Genomic DNA, 19,212 nt, shown 5'->3' on the forward strand with positions numbered 1-19,212 from the left:
GGAGTATCACCATGATCGATTCGCCTCGTGTATGTATTCAGGTACAAAGTATTTATGTGGAATCACAATCGATACCTGAGGAAGAGCGTTACGTCTTCGCCTATACCATCACCATCCGCAATCTGGGGCGTTTCGACGTGCAACTCCTGGGCCGTTACTGGCTGATTACCAACAGTAACGGTCGTCAGACTGAAGTTCAGGGTGAAGGGGTGATCGGTGAACAGCCGATTATCCGGCCCGGCAGCGAGTATCAATATACCAGCGGTGCCGTGCTTGAAACGCCGCTGGGTACCATGGAAGGCCACTACGAGATGGTTGATCATCAAGGTCAGACATTCCGCACCGCCATTCCCGTGTTCCGTTTAGCCATTCCAACGTTGATTCACTAATATGTCGACTTATCTTATTGGCGATATTCACGGTTGTCTCGATGAGCTGCAGGCGCTGTTAGCACAAGCGGCTTTCGATCCATTGCACGATCAACTGTGGCTGACGGGCGATCTGGTCGCACGTGGCCCCGCTTCGCTCGAGGTCTTGCGCTATGTGCGTTCACTCGGGCCAGCAGTGCGTATGGTGCTGGGCAATCACGATCTGCATCTGCTGGCCGTGTATGCGGGTATCAGCCGCAACAAGCCTAAGGATCGTCTCACGCCGTTACTGGAAGCCCCCGATCGGGACGAGTTGGTTAACTGGCTGCGCCGCCAACCGGTGCTGCAGGTGGATGATGAGCACAAGCTGATCATGGGCCATGCCGGCATCACCCCACAGTGGGATATCGACACCGCGCAGCTCTGTGCGCGTGAAGTGGAAGCCGTGTTGAGCAGTGACAGCTACCCGCTGTTTCTGGATGCCATGTACGGTGATATGCCGAACAACTGGAGCCCTGATCTGAGCGGCTTAGCACGCCTGCGTTTCAGCACTAATGCTCTAACGCGCATGCGTTACTGCTTCCCGAATGGCCAGCTAGACATGATCTGCAAAGATGCGCCAGGCAGTGCGCCTGCGCCGCTGAAACCCTGGTTTGAGCTGCCGCGCCTGGTCGATCCTGAGTACACCATTATTTTTGGCCACTGGGCTTCATTGGAAGGCAAAGGCACGCCGGAAGGTGTGATTGGCCTGGATACCGGCTGCTGCTGGGGCGGAAATCTGACGATGCTACGTTGGGAAGACAAAAAATACTTTGTTCAACCATCCAACTGCCGTGATGTCATAGACGGCCTGGATACGCTAGCCGCCTCTTAAAAAAACCATGGGCACCCAAGGGTGCCCATGGTTGCCTGGCTGGCTTAACGGCGCTCCAGGATCTCGAAGCAATAGCCGTGAGAATTCAGTGCATCAGCATCATGGAATTCGCTAAACGAGGTTTCCCACTCATCAGGCTCATAATCCGGGAAGTGCGTATCGCCCTCCACCTCGGCGTCGATGTGCGTCAGATACAGCCGGTTGGCACGAGAAAGAAACTGGGTATAAACCCTGCCGCCCCCCATTACCATTACCTCTTCCACCTGACCGGCAGCCGCCAACGCTTCATCAAGGGAACTGACCCAGGTTACCCCTTCTTCAGTGCCAGGTTGGCTGCTCAAAACGATATTATGGCGGCCCGGCAGTGGGCGACCAATTGACTCAAAGGTCTTACGACCCATAATCACCGGCTTATTCAACGTGTTACGTTTGAACCACGCTAAATCCGCTGGCAGGTGCCACGGCATGGCGTTTTCCATACCGATGACGCGATCCGCCGCCAAGGCAGCGATCAGGCTGATAATCATTGTTTAACCCTGTGTAGGCAGCAAAATTGCTCACACTATACGTAAACCCCCTGCCAGCGTCGATAGGCTAATCATGCAATATGAATATATAAGACGGCTCTTATTGGGTTAATTGATGTTCAAGAGAGATTTCAAGCCACAATAAAGCCTGTGGCCTGAAATCATGCCGGAGCTAGACTCCCGGGCGTTTACGATATAACCACAGACCTGGCACCGACAGGCCGATCGACAGTGCACCAACGATAAAACAGGCTTTGAGGAAGTTGGATATCATCACTGACATCAATGCTTCGCTGTACCCCAGGTGCGAAATCTCTACCACGCTGATCATCGCGGTATACGCGGAGATACCGGGGAACATTGGGATCACCGCCGCAACGGTAAAAACCTTCGGGTGAGCCAACAGCCAACGGGACCACTGAATCCCGATAATGCCGATCAGAATGGCCGCCAGAAAGGAAGCCCACTCGATATTCATGCCAAAATGCATCATCAGCATCCGCGAACCATGGCCCACCGCGCCCAGCAGAGCGCAATAACGCAAGGCACGAGCCGGCACGTTAAACACCATGGCAAACCCTAGCGCTGGCACCGCCGCCAGCAACATATCCTGTACCAGTGCCCACAACAGACTCATGACCACCCCCGCAGACCCCACAACGACATAGCCATCACCACACCAATACAGGTCGCCAGCGTCAGCAGGCTGGCCATGGCCCAGCGAGCCAGCCCGGTATTCACATGGCCTTTGAACATATCGGCTACCGCATTAATCAACGGGAACCCCGGCACCAGCAGTAAAACGCTGGCCGCCATCGCCACGCTTGACGTCTGGCTGAACAGCGGTAGCCGCAGCAGCAGGCCGGAAACCGAGGTGGCAACAAATGCCGTCAGGCAAAAGTTAATCAACGGATTCATATGGCGAGCCGTGAGCATCTGGCGCACAAACATCGCCACCCCACTGGCCAAGAAAGTGACGACAAAAGCATCCGCCCCGCCGCCATTCAGCACGCTGAAGCAGCCGCACGACAGGGCCACCATCAACACCACCAGCCCGCGCGGATAACGCAGCGGGCGGATCTTGTCAAAACGCCGCGCCACGTCCTGAGCATCCGCCAGGCTGTGCTCGGCGAGGATCACAATGTGCTGAACCTCGGTGACAATCTGCATATTGATACCGCGATCGACATTCTTACGTGTGGTCGTCAGGCACGCCTCATTGCTGATGGTGGTCAACACCACGGCATTGGCCGAAATCGAGCTTTCCACACTGTCCATCCCAAGCGCCAGGCCGAGACGAGTTGATAGCTGTTCCACCACCATGCTTTCTGCACCATGCTGCAACAGCAGCAAAGCGCACTGAATACACAGGCGGGTTATTTCACGTTGCTGCCGGTGTACACCCGGCATTTCAATGGTTAATTCCTGCTTCATAGTCCCCAACCACTCCCCTGAATGAATGCTCATCATATAACCAAAGATTACCTTAATAGGTTGATGCGCATCAGGGGGAGTCACGTTATTATCGCCACTGTTGTACCTTTCGCTTTGAGACAGCAACATGCTTGAAACTTCATTATTCGTTGCCAGTATCGCCACCTTGGGGATGCTTTCACCCGGGCCAGATTTCTTTCTGGTGATTAAAAATGCCGCCCGTTATCCGCGGCTGGCCGCAATGATGACCGCACTCGGTGTGATTTGTGGCGTTGCCACTCATATGTCTTACTGCGTTGCCGGGCTGGCGGTGGTGATCACCACCACGCCGTGGCTGTTCAATGTGCTGAAATATGCCGGAGCGGTGTATCTGATCTGGGTGGGGGTTCAGGCACTGCGTGCGCACGGGAGTAGCAAGGTCGATATCAGTAACCTACCCCAGCAGCAGATCAGCTTGAAAAATGCCTTCGTGCAGGGCTATTTGTGTAATCTGCTTAACCCAAAAGCCACGCTGTTCTTCCTGGCGATGTTCACCCAAGTACTGCAAATCAATTCTGGTATCGGCGAAAAGCTGTGGTACGCAGGGATTATTTTCGGCCTCTCGGCCATCTGGTGGCCAGTGTTGGTGTTTTTGATCCAGAGCGGACCGGTGCGGCGTGGGCTGGCAAAAACGCAAAAGGTGGCCGACAAATTATTAGGTGGAATGCTGATTGCGCTGGGGATTAAAGTCGCCCTGAGCTGAAACCAGCGGGTTTTATGTTTAGCCCTTTCCAGATGAAAAGGGCCAATCAATCCTTATCCTTTTGCTTCGACCACACCTTCCTCGGGGGCTTTACCGTCAATACTCCCACGCCAGCCGGTCTGTTGCACGCGCACCAAGCGCATCTGATCCTGTTCGATAGCCGCCGACAGCATCTCTTTCGCCCGTTGCAGGCTGGCGATGCGGAATTCGGTATCCTGATAATTCTCCAGCGTATCTTCCAGCATCTTCAGGTTATAGCGGCGGAAAGTATCGGCTTTCTCACGCGCTTCATAAGCATCCAGCCCCAGCAATTCCAGCGTTTCACGCCCGATACGCAGCGAACTTTCAAAGGTTTCACGCTCCAGGTTTTCTACCCCCAACTGCCGCAGTTGGTACCAGTGATCCACATCACGGGCGCGCGCTACGATTTTCAGATGAGGGAAATGATGCCTGGCCAATTCCGTCAGTTGCAGGTTTGCCGCTACATCATCAATGGCGTTGATCAAGATCTTGGCCTGTGCCGCTCCAGCCGCTTCCAACAGTTCGACACGCGTGGCATCACCATAAAACACCTTGGTGCCGAATTTGCGCAGCGTTTCGATATGATCGGGATCGTGATCCAATACCACGGTCTGCACGCCGTTGGCCAGCAGCATACGGCCCGCGATCTGGCCGAAACGGCCAAACCCGGCGATGATCACGCTGGCATTGTCTTCGTCGATCTCATCCGCCGGGCGATCGCCTTGCGGCGCGTTCTTTTCCAGCCGGGTCGCAACCACCAACAGCAACGGGGTCGCCGCCATTGAAAGCGCTACCGCCAGCGTCAGCGGTTTGGCCCACTCCGGTGGCAGCACGCCCGCCATCTGCGCGGCACCAAAGATCACAAAGGCAAACTCACTGCCCTGCCCCAACAGAATGGCAAACAACCCGCGCTGGCGCTTCGGCACGCCAAGGAGCGGTGCCACCAGCCACAGCAGCAGCGCCTTCAGCAACATAAAGCCTAGCAGCAGTGAGGCGATCAGTAGCGGATGGTGCAGCAGGGTGCCAAAATCGATCGACATCCCAACGCCGATAAAGAACAGGCCAAGCAGCAGCCCTTTAAACGGCTGAATATCACTTTCCAACGCGTGACGATATTCCGAGCTGGCCAGCAGCACACCGGCAAGAAACGCCCCCATCGCCATGGAAAGGCCAGCCATTTCCAGCAGGATGCCGAAGCCAAACACCAGGAACAGCGCGACGGCGCTGAAGACTTCGCGCATGCCGGATCGCGCTACAAAATGCAGCAATGGCCGCGTCACGTAGCGCCCCAGCAATATTACCATCGTCAAGACGCCAACCACTTTCGCGGCAGACAGCGCAAAAGCCCCCAGCGTGGTAGCCGCGCCGCTGCTGGCCAGCAACGGGATCATCGCCACCAGCGGGATCGCCGCAATATCCTGGAACAACAGCACGGCAAACGAACTGCGGCCAATCGGCGATGGGGTTAAATTGCGCTCACTCATCGCCTGCATGGCGATGGCCGTTGAAGACAGCGCCAGCGTCAGGCCAATCAGCAGCGCCACTTTCCAGCTCAGCCCCAGAAAATAACAAAAGGCGCTCAAAGCCAGCCCGCAGGCCACCATCTGAATACTGCCACCACCGAATACCGCCGCGCGCAGCGTCCACAGACGCCGGGGATCCAGCTCCAGACCGATGATAAACAGCATCAATACTACGCCGATCTCGGCGAAGTTCAGGATGGATTCAGCATCAGAAACCAACTTCAGCCCCCAGGGGCCGATGATACAACCAGCAATCAGATAACCCAGCACCGGTCCCAAGCCAAGCCGCACGGCAATGGGCACAAACAGCGCAGCAGAGCCGAGATAGATCAGCCCTTCAATCATCATATTGTGATTATCCATGCGCTTGCTCCTGCTCTGCCGCCGCTTCACCGTGCTCCAGCAGATATTGCACCAACCGCTGGCGGTAGGCCTCGCCCGCCGCAATCAGCGCCGGCTCATTGCAGGTGAAGGTGTCATGCACCGCAAAATAGGGCTGCCATTTCATCCCACAGTAAATGGCCGTGGCCTGTAGCGGCTGAGCCAGGGCGGCAAAATTAGGGTAATCCCCCAGCGCGAAATGCTGTTCGTCACCGCCGCTAGTGACTACCCACAAGCAGTCTTTCCCCACCAGCGCGTTACCGTCGTGGCCATAGGCCCAGCCGTGCTCCAACACTTTGTCGATCCACAACTTCAGCAACGGCGGCTGGCTGTACCACTGCATCGGATGTTGCAATACCACCATATCTGCCTGTTCCAACGCCCGCTGTTCGGCGCTGATATCGATGTTGAAATCCGGATAGAGCTCATACAGCGTGCGGATTTCCACACCGGGAATATCTTTTACCGCCTGCAATAGGCGCTGATTGGCATGAGAATGCCGGGGATAGGGATGGGCATAAATAATCAGGATCATGTGCTTCTCGTCGTTTCGTGCCTTACATCAAGCTTATATCGTGGCAGTTTACGGAGGTATTGATAGCGGAAATTTTTATCGAGAATGAGCAAATTGCTTGATTGAGAAAAGGAAAAGGGCGGGTTGATCCCGCCCTTATTGGTTCCACTTTGGTAATATGCGATTACTTGATACGCGCGTGCAGTTCCTGTACCGAAGTTACCTGCTCGGTAGGATCCGCCTTCAGCGCCATTGCCGTAGCAAAGCCGCCATTCAGCGTGGTGTCATAATGCACTTTGTATTGCAGCGCGCTGCGGCGAATCAGCTTGGAATCCTCAATCGCCTGACGGCCTGCGGTGGTGTTCACAATATAGGTGTACTCACCATTCTTGATGCGATCCTGAATGTGCGGGCGGCCTTCGTGCACCTTGTTGACCAGGCGTGGGTTAATCCCTGCTTCACCCAGCACCACTGCGGTACCGTGAGTCGCATCCAGCTCGAAGCCCTGTTTCAGCAGGCTGGCAGCCAAATCCACCACGCGGGCTTTATCCCCTTCACGCACCGACAGCAGCGCGCGGCCCTGTTTCTTCATCCCTGAATTGCTGCCCAGCATCGCTTTGGAGAACGCTTCGGCGAAGGTGCGGCCAACGCCCATCACTTCACCGGTCGAGCGCATTTCCGGCCCAAGGATCGGGTCAACGCCAGGGAATTTGTTGAACGGCAGCACCACTTCTTTTACCGAGTAGTACGGCGGGATAATCTCTTCGGTGACGCCTTGCTCAGCCAATGACTTGCCCGCCATCACGCGCGCCGCCACCTTCGCCAGCGGCACACCGGTGGCTTTGGAGACGAACGGTACGGTACGTGCCGCGCGCGGGTTCACTTCGATCAGATAGACTTCGTTGTTCTTCACCGCGAACTGCACGTTCATCAAACCACGCACCTGCAGCTCAAACGCCAGCTTTTCAACCTGCTGACGCATCACATCCTGGATCTCTTTGCTCAAGGTGTAAGCTGGCAATGAACACGCGGAGTCACCTGAGTGCACGCCAGCCTGTTCGATGTGCTCCATGATGCCGCCGATCAGCACACGCTCGCCGTCGCAGATGGCATCAACGTCCACTTCTACCGCATCATCCAGGAAGCGATCCAGCAGCACCGGGGCATCATTGGACACGCTGACCGCATTTTGGAAGTAACGGCGCAGGTCGATTTCGTCATACACGATTTCCATTGCGCGGCCCCCCAGCACATAGGACGGGCGCACCACCAGCGGATAACCGATGCCAGCGGCTTTTTCTACCGCCTGCTCAATGGTGGCGACGGTAGCGTTAGCCGGTTGCTTTAGGCCCAGACGGTTAACCGCCTGTTGGAAACGCTCACGATCTTCGGCACGGTCGATGGCATCTGGGCTGGTGCCGATAATCGGCACACCTGCGGCTTCCAGCTCACGCGCCAGCTTCAGCGGAGTCTGGCCGCCGTACTGTACGATCACGCCTTTGGGCTTCTCGATGCGCACGATTTCCAGCACGTCTTCCAGCGTTACCGGTTCGAAGTACAGGCGATCCGAGGTGTCGTAATCGGTAGACACGGTTTCCGGGTTACAGTTGACCATGATGGTCTCGTAGCCGTCTTCACGCAGCGCCAGCGAGGCGTGCACGCAGCAGTAGTCAAATTCGATACCCTGGCCGATACGGTTCGGGCCACCGCCAAGCACCATCACTTTCGGGCGATCGTTGGTCGGGTTGGATTCGCACTCTTCTTCATAGGTGGAATACATGTAAGCGGTGTCGGTGGCAAATTCCGCCGCGCAGGTATCCACACGTTTGTAAACCGGGTGCAGGTTAAAGCTGTGGCGCAGCTTGCGGATCTCGTGTTCCGAAACGCCAACCAGCTTGGCCAAACGCGCATCGGCAAAGCCTTTACGCTTCAGGGTGCGCAGGAACCCGGCGTTCAGGCCGTTAATCCCTGCCTCGGCCACTTGCTCTTCCAAACGCACCAATTCCTCGATCTGCACCAGGAACCAGCGATCGATATTGGTCAGGTTGAACACGCCGTCTACAGACATCCCGGCGCGGAAAGCGTCGGCGATATACCAGATACGATCGCAACCGGCGTCTTTCAGTTCACGGCGGATCTTGGTCAGCGCTTCCGGATCGTCCAGACTAACCTTCGGATCGAAACCGGTGGCCCCCACTTCCAGGCCACGCAGCGCTTTTTGCAGGGATTCCTGCTGAGTACGGCCAATCGCCATCACTTCACCGACCGACTTCATCTGGGTGGTCAGGCGATCGTTAGCACCCACAAATTTCTCGAAGTTGAAACGTGGGATCTTGGTCACGACGTAATCGATAGACGGCTCAAAGGACGCCGGAGTGCGGCCACCGGTGATGTCGTTCATCAGTTCGTCGAGGGTGTAACCCACCGCCAGCTTGGCGGCAATTTTGGCGATCGGGAAGCCGGTGGCTTTCGACGCCAGCGCGGAAGAACGGGACACGCGCGGGTTCATTTCGATCACGATCAGGCGGCCGGTTTTCGGGTTTACCGAGAACTGTACGTTAGAGCCGCCGGTTTCGACGCCGATCTCTCGCAGCACCGCCATCGAGGCATTGCGCATGATTTGGTATTCTTTGTCGGTCAGCGTCTGAGCCGGTGCCACGGTGATTGAGTCGCCGGTATGGATGCCCATTGCGTCGATGTTTTCAATGGAGCAAACAATGATGCAGTTGTCGTTCTTATCGCGCACCACTTCCATTTCGTACTCTTTCCAACCGATCAGCGATTCGTCGATCAGCAGCTCTTTGGTCGGCGACAGATCCAGGCCGCGCTCGCAGATCTCTTCGAACTCTTCGCGGTTGTAAGCGATGCCGCCGCCGGTGCCACCCATGGTGAACGATGGGCGGATAATGCACGGGAAACCGACGTCAGCGGCCACCGCCAGCGCTTCTTCCATATTATGGGCGATGCCGGAGCGCGCGGTGTCCAGGCCGATTTTCTTCATGGCGATGTCAAAACGGCGGCGATCTTCCGCTTTATCGATGGCATCGGCCGTGGCACCGATCATGGTCACACCGAACTCGGCCAGCACGCCCTGGCGCTCCAGTTCCAGCGCACAGTTCAGCGCCGTCTGGCCGCCCATGGTCGGCAGCACCGCATCCGGGCGCTCTTTTTCAATGATTTTACGCACCACTTCCCAGTGAATCGGCTCGATGTAGGTCGCATCGGCCATTTCCGGGTCGGTCATGATGGTTGCCGGGTTGGAGTTGACCAGAATAACGCGGTAACCCTCTTCACGCAGCGCCTTACAGGCCTGGGCACCGGAGTAGTCGAACTCACACGCTTGGCCGATTACGATCGGGCCAGCGCCGAGGATCAGGATGCTTTTTATATCAGTACGTTTTGGCATTTTTTATGGCTCCTGATTATTTGGCGTTGGAACGGTAAGTCTCAATCAGTTCGATAAAGTGATCGAACAGCGGCGCTGCGTCGTGCGGGCCGGGGCTGGCTTCAGGGTGCCCCTGGAAGCTGAACGCCGCTTTATCGGTGCGGTGGATCCCTTGCACCGTGTGGTCGAACAGGGATTTGTGCGTGACGCGTAGCGTAGCGGGCAGATTATGTTCATCCACCGCAAAGCCGTGGTTTTGCGCGGTGATCATCACGGTATTGTTATCCAGATCTTTAACCGGATGGTTACCACCGTGGTGGCCGAGCTTCATCTTCATGGTTTTGGCACCGCTGGCGAGCGCCAACAGTTGGTGGCCCAGGCAGATACCGAATACCGGAATGTCGGTTTCCAGGAACTGCTTGATGGCGGCAATCGCGTAGTCACACGGCTCCGGGTCACCGGGGCCGTTGGACAGGAAGATGCCGTCGGGATTCATTTTCAACACCTCTTCAGCAGAGGTTTGCGCAGGCACCACCGTCAGGCGGCAGCCGCGATCCACCAGCATGCGCAAGATGTTGCGTTTGGCACCGAAGTCGTAAGCCACCACGTGGAATGGCAATTCGCTCGCCGCTTTAGCCTCTGGCAGATCGCCTTCCAAAGTCCAACTGCCCTGCTGCCAGGCGTAGGCTTCTTTGGTGGTGACCTCTTTCGCCAGATCCATGCCTTTCAGGCCAGGGAAGGCCTTGGCTTTCTGCAGCGCCAGTTCAGCATTGGTGACATCACCGACAATAATGCAGCCGTTTTGTGCGCCCTTTTCGCGCAGCAGCCGGGTCAGCTTGCGGGTATCAATATCGGCGATCGCCACAATGTTGTTACGCTTGAGGTATTCAGCCAGGCCTTCTTCGTTGCGATAGTTGCTGGCAATCAGTGGGAGGTCACGAATGACGAGGCCTTGAGCATGAACAGCGGAGGATTCTTCGTCGGAAGCATTGGTGCCGACATTGCCGATATGGGGATAAGTAAGAGTAACGATCTGGCGGGAGTAGGAAGGATCAGTGAGGATTTCTTGATAGCCGGTCATCGATGTATTGAAGACCACTTCCCCCACTGCCGTTCCCTCTGCCCCGATGGCCCGACCGTGGAATTGGGTTCCGTCTTCCAGAACCAATAGCGCTGACTTAATCAAAACACCCTCCGAGGAATAATCAATCACAATATTTGCATATTAATTCAGATTTCACCGCCTAAATCAATGCAAAAACCGCCCTCAAGGCTAATTTTTGGCAAATTGGGCGCATTTTAATGATGAGTGCCCAACTTGTCTACTCATGGCGCCATTTTTTATCGTATTTTTGCTGTTCTCACGGTTTTATGGGCTTCACACCGATAAAAACATACGGAAACTCGGGCGAGTAAACGGTTGCGAGACACAATGACACAAAAAAACCATGACAGTGGAGAAAATTCGATACCAATCAACAATCGAGGATATAAAAAGGGATAAAACCAAAAGATAAGCACTATAAATAGCCATTATCATATTAGAAACGAAAATAAACCCTATTTTAATGGTTAAAAAAAAGGACAATAAAATTATTGCCCTATTATCATAGTACTATGATCAACACAACCACATCACGATGGTATGAAAAACATTATAACTGCTCTAAACCGAGAACATCACGCATATCAAACAGCCCTTTTGGCTGCTTTCGGACCCAGGATGCTGCGCGCACGGCACCATTAGCAAAAGTCATGCGGCTTGAGGCTTTATGGGTAATTTCTACCCGTTCGCCAATATCGGCAAACATGGCGGTATGCTCACCCACAATATCCCCGGCACGTATAGTGGCAAAACCGATGCTCTGCGGATCGCGCTCGCCGGTATAGCCAACGCGTTGATAAACCGCGCACTCTTTCAAATCACGCCCCAGCGCAGCGGCAATTACTTCTCCCATCGCCAAAGCCGTGCCGGAAGGGGCATCCACTTTGTGGCGATGGTGCGCTTCGACAATCTCAATATCGGTATAGTCGCCCATCACTTTAGCGGCTTTTTCCAACAATTTGAGCATCACGTTAACGCCAACGCTGAAGTTGGCAGCAAACACGATGCCAATCTGTTGGGCAGCATCACCAATTGCCGCCTTCCCCGCATCATCAAAACCGGTGGTGCCAATCACCATGCCTTTTTTATGTGCCACACAAAATGCCAGGTGTGCCAAGGTGCCTTCTGGGCGGGTGAAATCGATCAGAATATCGAAATCATCGGCCACGCTATCCAGGCTGTCGCTGACGATGACCCCCAGCGCCCCGACTCCAGCCAGTTCACCGGCATCGGTTCCCACCAGGCTTGAACCTGGGCGCTCCAATGCGGCCCCCAGCACTACGCCCTGCGCCTGCTGTACCGCCTGAATCAATTGACGCCCCATGCGGCCACCGGACCCCGCAATTGCGATGCGGATCTGTGAATCAGTCATACATTTCTCTCTTCTTGATTTTGGTGCCCCTATGACGAGCATAAGGTTCAGAGTAACTGCCCTGCCCGATCGCTGCCAGAGGATTTCATGCAGAATTAGAATATTATGTTATCCCGATGCTTTTATCAGTAACGCTATCAATTGATTAACAATCGGGCAAGCAAGATCGTACGCATGAACTTACATAACTATGCAGTTTCTATGCGGAAAAAAGATCGGTGCGGGAGGCTGGATCACCGGACGGATACGCCAGTAAAAACCCGCCAATAAGGCGGGTAATGCCGGTCAGTTAAACGCAAAACTTCATAATCGTGTGCAATTGCTAAAGGAATCGCCCCCTCTCCCCGTGGGAGAGGGCCGGGGTGAGGGGCTTGTAGTACGGTGTTCATCCCCTCACCCTAACCCTCTCCCCAAGGGAGAGGGAACTGGTTAGCCTTAACTGACAAGCATTACCAAGAAGGCGGGTGGGTTATGCCAATCTAAAAATCAACTACGCTCGGCGATGGTTATGGAGCCGCAAGCCCCCGCACCATCTCAGCCTTTAACAGCTCCGCCAGCAATCCATGCGTTTTGGTGGTCGGGTGCATATTGTCCCAGAATACAAACGCCGCATTACTGTTCTTACAGGCCGTTTTCGCACTGGCCCCTGCCGCATAGCTGAGCCCGCTTTGGGAAATATCCAGGCAGGTGTCCGTCTTATTCACAAAGCCGTATTTATCGCTATTTTCCAAGACCTGTTTAAACGCGTCATCCAGCTTCAGCGTATAGAACGTCGTTTGAGGATAGGTCGCATTGAGCTTAGCGATCAGCTTCTCGACCTGATCATTGAACAACACGCTGTTCTCTTTCAGCTTGGCCTTATCAGCCGCCGTCCACTTGGCAACGTTCGGGATAACTGAAAAATCTGGCAGCCGGAAAACCGCAACCTGCTTCGCCCCCAGTTGGGCCAGGCGATCCAGTTGCGTGCTGTATTGCTCGATAACCTCGTTGGCGTTTTTCCCCCCGGTGATAAAGTCATTTCCGCCAAACAGCACGGTAAACAGCGTTTTGCCAATATCGTAACCTTGGGTTCGAGCGGCGTAATCCTTGAACGAATCGACCTGCTTGCTGAATCCGTTGAAGAAGGGTTTCTCCCCGCTTTCCGCATTGCCCGTCGCCCACACGTAGCTTGGCAGATTCAATGCGTTAGCCAGGTGCTCATGCCAAAGCTTGCCATTAGAGAAATGGCCCAGTAACCAGGTGGTACTGTTCGGCACGGTACCGTATGAGCCGTTATAGACGTTGATGGTGTCACTCAGGCTGTCACCAAAAACCACCATACGATCAAGCTCCCGAGCACCCACCTTGATAACCGGCTGTTTAACCCCTTGGTTCCAGATCACATAGTAGTAGGACAGGGTGTAATCAGAGGCGTAAGGGATAACAATAGGGGAGTTGACCCCTGCTGCCGCCAAGGTGCTATGACACAAGTTCATCACCTCCCCATGCGCTGCTTCGGTATAGAACATGTTCGCCAGTGGCATTGAGTTATACCAATAGCCCTTCAGCTTCGCGTAGTCGCCCCCCACTTTCGCCCATAGCCAGGACGAGGAGGGATTACTGTCATCCTGGCCGCCCACTTTATAGACGCACTTTACATAGGTGGTGGTATCACCGCCGAATACCCCCCTGGCTTGTTTGCTCGGGGCCTCGTACTGAGGTGGGGTAGACGTTGCCACAATACTGTCACTGGCAGCAAATGCGCCGCTTGATGTCATCATTGTGGCGAGCAGTGAATAAATCGCTATCTTTTTCATTGTGTTCCTCATCATTTCGTTAAGTTTTTGGGTTGTGGATACAAGGTTGTCGCAAGACGCTAGGGTCAAAAAAACCCGGGCTTATACCGGGCTGATGACTTCGCTTTCAACGCTTAACCACCACTTAATCCTCCTTTGCAGGTAGGTGCCGCTATCCCACTCCCTCGGTGCTAGCTACAGCGCCCTCTGCCAGATAAATCTTACGTCAGCGCCCCCAGAGCCTTCACCGGGTTGCGGTAGTGTGGTCGGCAACAGAACCTGTCTTGTCTGTTAGCGTGCATAAAAAAAGCGCCACGAATGGCGCTTAGTAAGCTCAGTAACGGGTCTGGCAGACCCCTAACGAAAAACGGGAAGCCCTTGGCTTCCCGTGATGATGCGGTGTTTAATCGCTTATTCGATCTGCTTGATGTCTACCCGCAGCTCTTTTGGCACTTCAAACACGATGTTCTCTTCGCGGCCGCTGATCTCATGAACATCCTGACCACCCAATGTCTTCAAGCGGCTGATCACATCCTGAACCAGCACGTCTGGCGCCGAGGCCCCAGCGGTGACGCCAATGCTGCTGGCATCTTTCAACCAAGACTCTTGGATGTCCGCCGCCGAATCAATCAGGTAAGCGGGTTTACCGACGCGCTGCGCCAATTCGGCCAGGCGGTTTGAATTGGAGGAGTTTTTTGATCCGACCACCAGTACCACATCGGCATCCCCCGCCAGATTGCGTACGGCTTCCTGGCGGTTAGTGGTGGCATAGCAGATATCATCCTTACGCGGCCCGATGATATTCGGGAAGCGCTTGCGCAGCGCATCGATCACCTCGGAAGTATCATCCACCGACAGCGTGGTCTGCGTCATAAAGCACAGGTTACCTTCGTTCTTCACCTGCAGCTTCCAGACATCTTCAGGCGACTCTACCAAGTACATGCCTCCTTTCGGGTTGCTGTACTGGCCCATGGTGCCCTCCACTTCCGGGTGCCCGGCGTGACCAATCAGGATCGCTTCCGTGCCCTTACGGCTGGCACGAGCCACTTCCATATGCACTTTGGTCACCAGCGGACAGGTGGCGTCGAACAGCATAGTCAGTTCGCGGGCTTTCGCTTCGGCACGCACCGCCTGAGACACTCCGTGCGCAGAGAAGATCAGGATCGAACCGTCCGGCACTTCAGAGATCTCTTCAATAAACACCGCGCCGCGTTCGCGCAGGCTGTCTACCACATAGCGGTTGTGCACCACTTCGTGACGCACATAGATAGGTGCGCCGTAAATCTCCAGCGCACGCTCCACAATGCTGATCGCACGATCAACCCCTGCGCAAAAACCGCGTGGGTTAGCCAGCAATATTTGCATGCGTTGCCTCCTGCTGCGGCTGCGGGTCAATCTCCAGCACTTCAATATCGAAGGTGACCGGATGCCCCGCCAACGGATGGTTGAAATCCACGGTGATGGAATCTTCCGCCACTTCACGCACAACGCCGGGCATTTCGCTGCCGTCGATGGCGCTAAACAGCATGATGGTCCCCACCTCCGGCACGCCGGTTTCGGCAAAGTCACGGCGCGAGAAAAACTGGATCAGATCCGGGTTCTCGATACCGAATGCCGCTTCCGGTTGCAGGGTGAAAGCGCACTTGTCACCGGCCCGCAGACCCAGCAGTTGCTGCTCCAGAGGTGCCGACAGGCTGCCATCCCCCAGGCGAAACAGCGCCGGTTTGCCATTACCGCGAGTGGATTCTGCGGTCGAACCGTCCGCCAGTTTCAGCGTAAAATGCACCAGTACCGCGCTGTTACTGCTAACCTGAACCGTCATATTACTTACCTTCACTCTTCACGCGTTTCTTCGCCGGCAGAAAACCTTCCAGCACAATCATCGCTGCCCCGACGCAGATAAAGCTGTCTGCCAGGTTAAAGGTCGGGTAGTGCCAGTTGCCGATGTAGAAGTCGATAAAGTCGACAACAAAACCGTGCCACAGACGATCAAACAGGTTGCCGAGCGCCCCACCAATAATAAAGGCGTAGGCAATATTGCTCAGCTTCTGCTGCGCGCTGTTGCGATACATCATCACCAGCAGCACTACCACGATCGCGATAGCAATACCGGCGAAGAACCAGCGCTGCCAGCCGCCATGATCCGCCAGGAAACTGAACGCCGCACCATAGTTACGCGCATAGTACAGGTTGAATGAGGGGAACAACGGCTGGGTCTGGCCCAGCACGAAGTTATTCAGGATCCACTGTTTGCTGGCAAGATCCAGCGCCAGCACTACCACTACCAGCCACAGCCAGCGCAAGCCGGTCGAACTTATCGGTCTACTCATCAGGCGCTCATTCATCAGGCGTAGTTGCGTTTTTCACCGTCACCGGCGACGTTAGTGACACAGCGGCCACAGAGTTCTGCATGTTCTGCAACCTGACCGATGTCGGTGGTGTAGTGCCAGCAACGCGGGCATTTCTCACCGTCAGCGGTGCTGAAGGCAATTTTCAGCCCTTTTATCAGTTCGCTTGGCTGTGCATCCGCTGGCGCATCGGCCAATGGTGCCACCGCGGCGGCAGAGGTCAGCAGCACAAAACGCAGTTCATCCTGCAGGCTGTTGAGGCGTGCCGCCAGTTCGTTATCCGCATACAGAGTGACTGCGGCTTCCAGCGAACCGCCAATGCGTTTGTCCGCACGCGCCTGCTCCAGCACCTTGTTGACTTCACCACGCACTTTCAGCAGTTCTTCCCAGAAGGCGTCGTTCATGCTTTCACCTTCGGCCAGCCCGAACAGCCCGCTGTACCACTCTTCGGTGAAGACATACTGCGCACGCTTGCCCGGCAGGAAGCTCCAGATCTCATCAGCGGTGAAGGACATGATCGGTGCCATCCAACGCACCAGCGCTTCGGCAATGTGGAACAGCGCAGTCTGGCAGCTACGGCGAGCGACGCTGTCGCTTTTCGCGGTGTACTGACGATCTTTGATGATGTCCAGATAGAAGGAACCCATCTCAACCGAGCAGAACTGCATCAGGCGCTGCACCACTTCATGGAAATCGTAGTTGGCATATGCCTGTTCGATATCCTGCTGTGCCGCCAATGCACGCCCCACCGCCCAGCGATCCAGCACCACCATCTCTTCCGCAGCCACGCTGTCGGTGCTGGGATCAAACCCGTTCAGGTTCGCCAGCAGGAAACGCGCGGTGTTACGGATACGGCGATAGGAATCGGCGGCACGCTTGAGGATCTCGTCGGAAACCGCGATCTCACCGGTGTAGTCGGTAGAGGCCACCCACAGGCGCAGAATGTCGCCACCCAGCTTGTTCATCACGTCCTGCGGGCTGACGGTGTTGCCGATGGATTTGGACATCTTGCGGCCCTGACCATCGACGGTGAAACCGTGGGTCAACACTTCTTTATAAGGTGCCTTGCCTTTCATGGCGGTCGAGATCATCAATGATGACATAAACCAGCCGCGATGCTGGTCAGAACCTTCCAGGTACATGTCGGCCCCGTGGCCGTTGAACTCAGGGCGCACATCCACGACCGAAGAATGGGTTGAACCAGAGTCAAACCACACGTCCAGCGTGTCTGGCACTTTTACGTAGTCGGCCGCTTCGGCACCGAGAATATCGGCAGCGTCCAGATCCCACCACGCCTGAATGCCATCCTGCTCAACGCGTTTCGCCACTTCTTCCATCAGCTCAACGCTGCGTGGATGAAGTTGCTCGGTGTCTTTGTGCACGAACAGCGACATAGGCACACCCCAGGTACGCTGACGCGAGATACACCAGTCCGGGCGGTTAGCTACCATCATTTCAATGCGCGCCTGGCCCCAATCTGGGATCCACTTCACGCCTTTGATCTCGGCCAGCGACTGCTGACGCAAGCCTTTCTGATCCATGCTGACGAACCATTGCGGCGTGGCACGGAAGATGATCGGCGTTTTGTGACGCCAGCAGCACGGGTAGCTATGCAGCAATTTCTCAACGTGTAGCAACCCGCCTTTTTCACGCAGCAGCTCAACGATCAGATCGTTGGCTTTGAACACGAACTTACCATCCAGCGACGGGTAGGTGCCCGGCAGATAGCAGCCGTTCGGGCCGACCGGGTTAGCCACTTCCAGGCCATATTTCTGACCGATGACAAAGTCGTCCGGGCCGTGGCCTGGCGCCGTGTGCACCGCACCGGTACCGGCATCCAGCGTGACGTGATCCCCCAGGATCGCCGGCACGTCAAAGCCCATAAACGGATGGGTGAAACGCATCAGTTCCAGATCGGCACCTTTGCAGTCGCCCAGCACTGCCCAATGGGTAATACCAACGCGCTTCATCACGCTTTCAACCAGATCCGCCGCCAGGATCAGGCATTGGCCTTCTACCTGCACCAGTTGGTAAGCAGATTCCGGGTTGAGCGAGATCGCGCGGTTAGCTGGCAATGTCCAAGGGGTCGTGGTCCAGATCACCAGGGAGATCGGGCCATTAACGCTGTGCACACCAAATTTGGCCGCAACCGCCGCCGCATCCACCGCGTGGAACGTCACGTCGATCGACGGGGAAGTTTTGTCGTAATACTCCACTTCCGCTTCCGCCAAGGATGAACCACAGTCGGTACACCAGTGTACCGGCTTGGCACCCTTCAGCAGGTGGCCGTTGCTGATGATCTTGCCCAGCGCGCGAATGATGTTGGCTTCGGTTTTGAAGTCCATGGTCAGGTACGGATGTTCCCAATCCCCCAGGACTCCCATACGGATAAAGTCTTTCTTCTGGCCTTCAATCTGTTCGGCCGCATACTCACGGCACTTCTGGCGGAATTCCGCCGGGGTCAGTTTCTCGCCCGGTTTGCCATACAGTTGCTCAACTTTCAGTTCGATCGGCAAGCCGTGGCAGTCCCAACCCGGAACGTAAGGTGAATCTAAGCCGGCCATCCCTTTAGATTTGACAATAATGTCTTTCAGGATCTTGTTTACCGAGTGACCAATATGAAGGCTGCCATTCGCATACGGAGGGCCATCATGCAAAATAAAGGATTTCTTGCCCTTTTTGGCAGCACGAATCATCCCGTACAGATCCTGTTCATACCAACGGGCAAGCATGTCAGGTTCGCGCTTGGCGAGATCGCCACGCATCGGGAACCCTGTTTCCGGCAAGTTCAGGGTATTCTTGTAGTCACTCATTAGATTCTCGGTTCCGTTTTCGGCTATATA

Annotated in this window: 16 protein-coding genes; 3 read left to right on the plus strand and 13 right to left on the minus strand. The window is 55.4% G+C overall.

Features of this window, described 5'->3' with window-relative positions; translation table 11 throughout:
* Positions 1–11 precede the first annotated feature (11 nt).
* Positions 12–389 carry a Co2+/Mg2+ efflux protein ApaG gene (gene apaG, locus BMI79_RS13060; protein WP_076942570.1) on the plus strand — a complete coding sequence of 126 codons (378 nt, stop codon included), beginning with the start codon at positions 12–14 and terminating at the stop codon, positions 387–389.
* Position 390: 1 nt separating this feature from the next.
* Entirely contained in the window at positions 391–1,242 is an 852-nt protein-coding gene (apaH, locus tag BMI79_RS13065; protein WP_076942571.1) for a bis(5'-nucleosyl)-tetraphosphatase (symmetrical) ApaH, read from the plus strand.
* Positions 1,243–1,286: 44 nt separating this feature from the next.
* Here apaH and folA read toward each other — a convergent pair whose 3' ends face one another.
* From folA to BMI79_RS13080, 3 genes are all read right to left on the minus strand, one after another.
* A complete protein-coding gene (gene folA, locus BMI79_RS13070) occupies positions 1,287–1,766 on the minus strand; it encodes a type 3 dihydrofolate reductase (protein WP_197091741.1) in 480 nt (159 codons plus the stop codon).
* 175 nt (positions 1,767–1,941) lie between these two features.
* Positions 1,942–2,406 carry a threonine/serine exporter gene (locus tag BMI79_RS13075; protein ID WP_076942573.1) on the minus strand — a complete coding sequence of 155 codons (465 nt, stop codon included), beginning with the start codon at positions 2,404–2,406 and terminating at the stop codon, positions 1,942–1,944.
* A complete protein-coding gene (locus BMI79_RS13080) occupies positions 2,403–3,203 on the minus strand; it encodes a threonine/serine exporter family protein (protein ID WP_076942684.1) in 801 nt (266 codons plus the stop codon). The genes BMI79_RS13075 and BMI79_RS13080 overlap by 4 nt, the downstream gene beginning before the upstream one ends.
* Before the next feature lie 127 nt (positions 3,204–3,330).
* On the opposite strand from BMI79_RS13080, the gene BMI79_RS13085 reads away from it, so the two are divergent.
* Positions 3,331–3,945 carry a LysE family translocator gene (locus BMI79_RS13085; RefSeq protein ID WP_076942574.1) on the plus strand — a complete coding sequence of 205 codons (615 nt, stop codon included), beginning with the start codon at positions 3,331–3,333 and terminating at the stop codon, positions 3,943–3,945.
* 53 nt (positions 3,946–3,998) lie between these two features.
* On the opposite strand, the gene kefC is transcribed toward BMI79_RS13085, so the two are convergent.
* From kefC to ileS, 10 genes are all read right to left on the minus strand, one after another.
* Positions 3,999–5,852: a glutathione-regulated potassium-efflux system protein KefC gene (gene kefC / locus BMI79_RS13090; RefSeq protein ID WP_076942575.1), complete on the minus strand. Its 1,854-nt coding sequence runs from the start codon at positions 5,850–5,852 to the stop codon at positions 3,999–4,001.
* Positions 5,845–6,405 (minus strand): glutathione-regulated potassium-efflux system oxidoreductase KefF, encoded by a 561-nt coding sequence (kefF, locus tag BMI79_RS13095; protein WP_076942576.1) that lies wholly within the window; start codon positions 6,403–6,405, stop codon positions 5,845–5,847. The genes kefC and kefF overlap by 8 nt, the downstream gene beginning before the upstream one ends.
* Before the next feature lie 163 nt (positions 6,406–6,568).
* Positions 6,569–9,790, minus strand: a complete 3,222-nt coding sequence (gene carB, locus BMI79_RS13100) for a carbamoyl-phosphate synthase large subunit (RefSeq protein WP_076942577.1) — start codon at positions 9,788–9,790, stop codon at positions 6,569–6,571.
* Positions 9,791–9,806: 16 nt separating this feature from the next.
* Positions 9,807–10,955, minus strand: coding sequence for a glutamine-hydrolyzing carbamoyl-phosphate synthase small subunit (carA, locus tag BMI79_RS13105; protein ID WP_076942685.1), 1,149 nt, complete (start codon positions 10,953–10,955; stop codon positions 9,807–9,809).
* Between the two features lie 469 nt (positions 10,956–11,424).
* Positions 11,425–12,246, minus strand: a complete 822-nt coding sequence (dapB, locus tag BMI79_RS13110; RefSeq protein WP_076942578.1) for a 4-hydroxy-tetrahydrodipicolinate reductase — start codon at positions 12,244–12,246, stop codon at positions 11,425–11,427.
* Positions 12,247–12,752: 506 nt separating this feature from the next.
* The gene (locus BMI79_RS13115; RefSeq protein WP_076942579.1) at positions 12,753–14,042 is read right to left on the minus strand and encodes an SGNH/GDSL hydrolase family protein; all 1,290 of its coding nucleotides are present in this window, start codon (positions 14,040–14,042) and stop codon (positions 12,753–12,755) included.
* A gap of 390 nt (positions 14,043–14,432) precedes the next feature.
* The gene (ispH, locus tag BMI79_RS13120; RefSeq protein ID WP_076942580.1) at positions 14,433–15,386 is read right to left on the minus strand and encodes a 4-hydroxy-3-methylbut-2-enyl diphosphate reductase; all 954 of its coding nucleotides are present in this window, start codon (positions 15,384–15,386) and stop codon (positions 14,433–14,435) included.
* Positions 15,367–15,843, minus strand: a complete 477-nt coding sequence (gene fkpB, locus BMI79_RS13125) for an FKBP-type peptidyl-prolyl cis-trans isomerase (protein WP_076942581.1) — start codon at positions 15,841–15,843, stop codon at positions 15,367–15,369. The genes ispH and fkpB overlap by 20 nt, the downstream gene beginning before the upstream one ends.
* A gap of 1 nt (position 15,844) precedes the next feature.
* Positions 15,845–16,351, minus strand: coding sequence for a signal peptidase II (gene lspA / locus BMI79_RS13130; RefSeq protein WP_076942686.1), 507 nt, complete (start codon positions 16,349–16,351; stop codon positions 15,845–15,847).
* A 14-nt stretch (positions 16,352–16,365) separates the two neighbouring features.
* The gene (gene ileS, locus BMI79_RS13135) at positions 16,366–19,182 is read right to left on the minus strand and encodes an isoleucine--tRNA ligase (protein ID WP_076942582.1); all 2,817 of its coding nucleotides are present in this window, start codon (positions 19,180–19,182) and stop codon (positions 16,366–16,368) included.
* Positions 19,183–19,212: the final 30 nt, after the last annotated feature.

This window comes from Serratia oryzae, from assembly GCF_001976145.1.
Taxonomy (GTDB): Bacteria; Pseudomonadota; Gammaproteobacteria; order Enterobacterales; family Enterobacteriaceae; genus Chania; species Chania oryzae.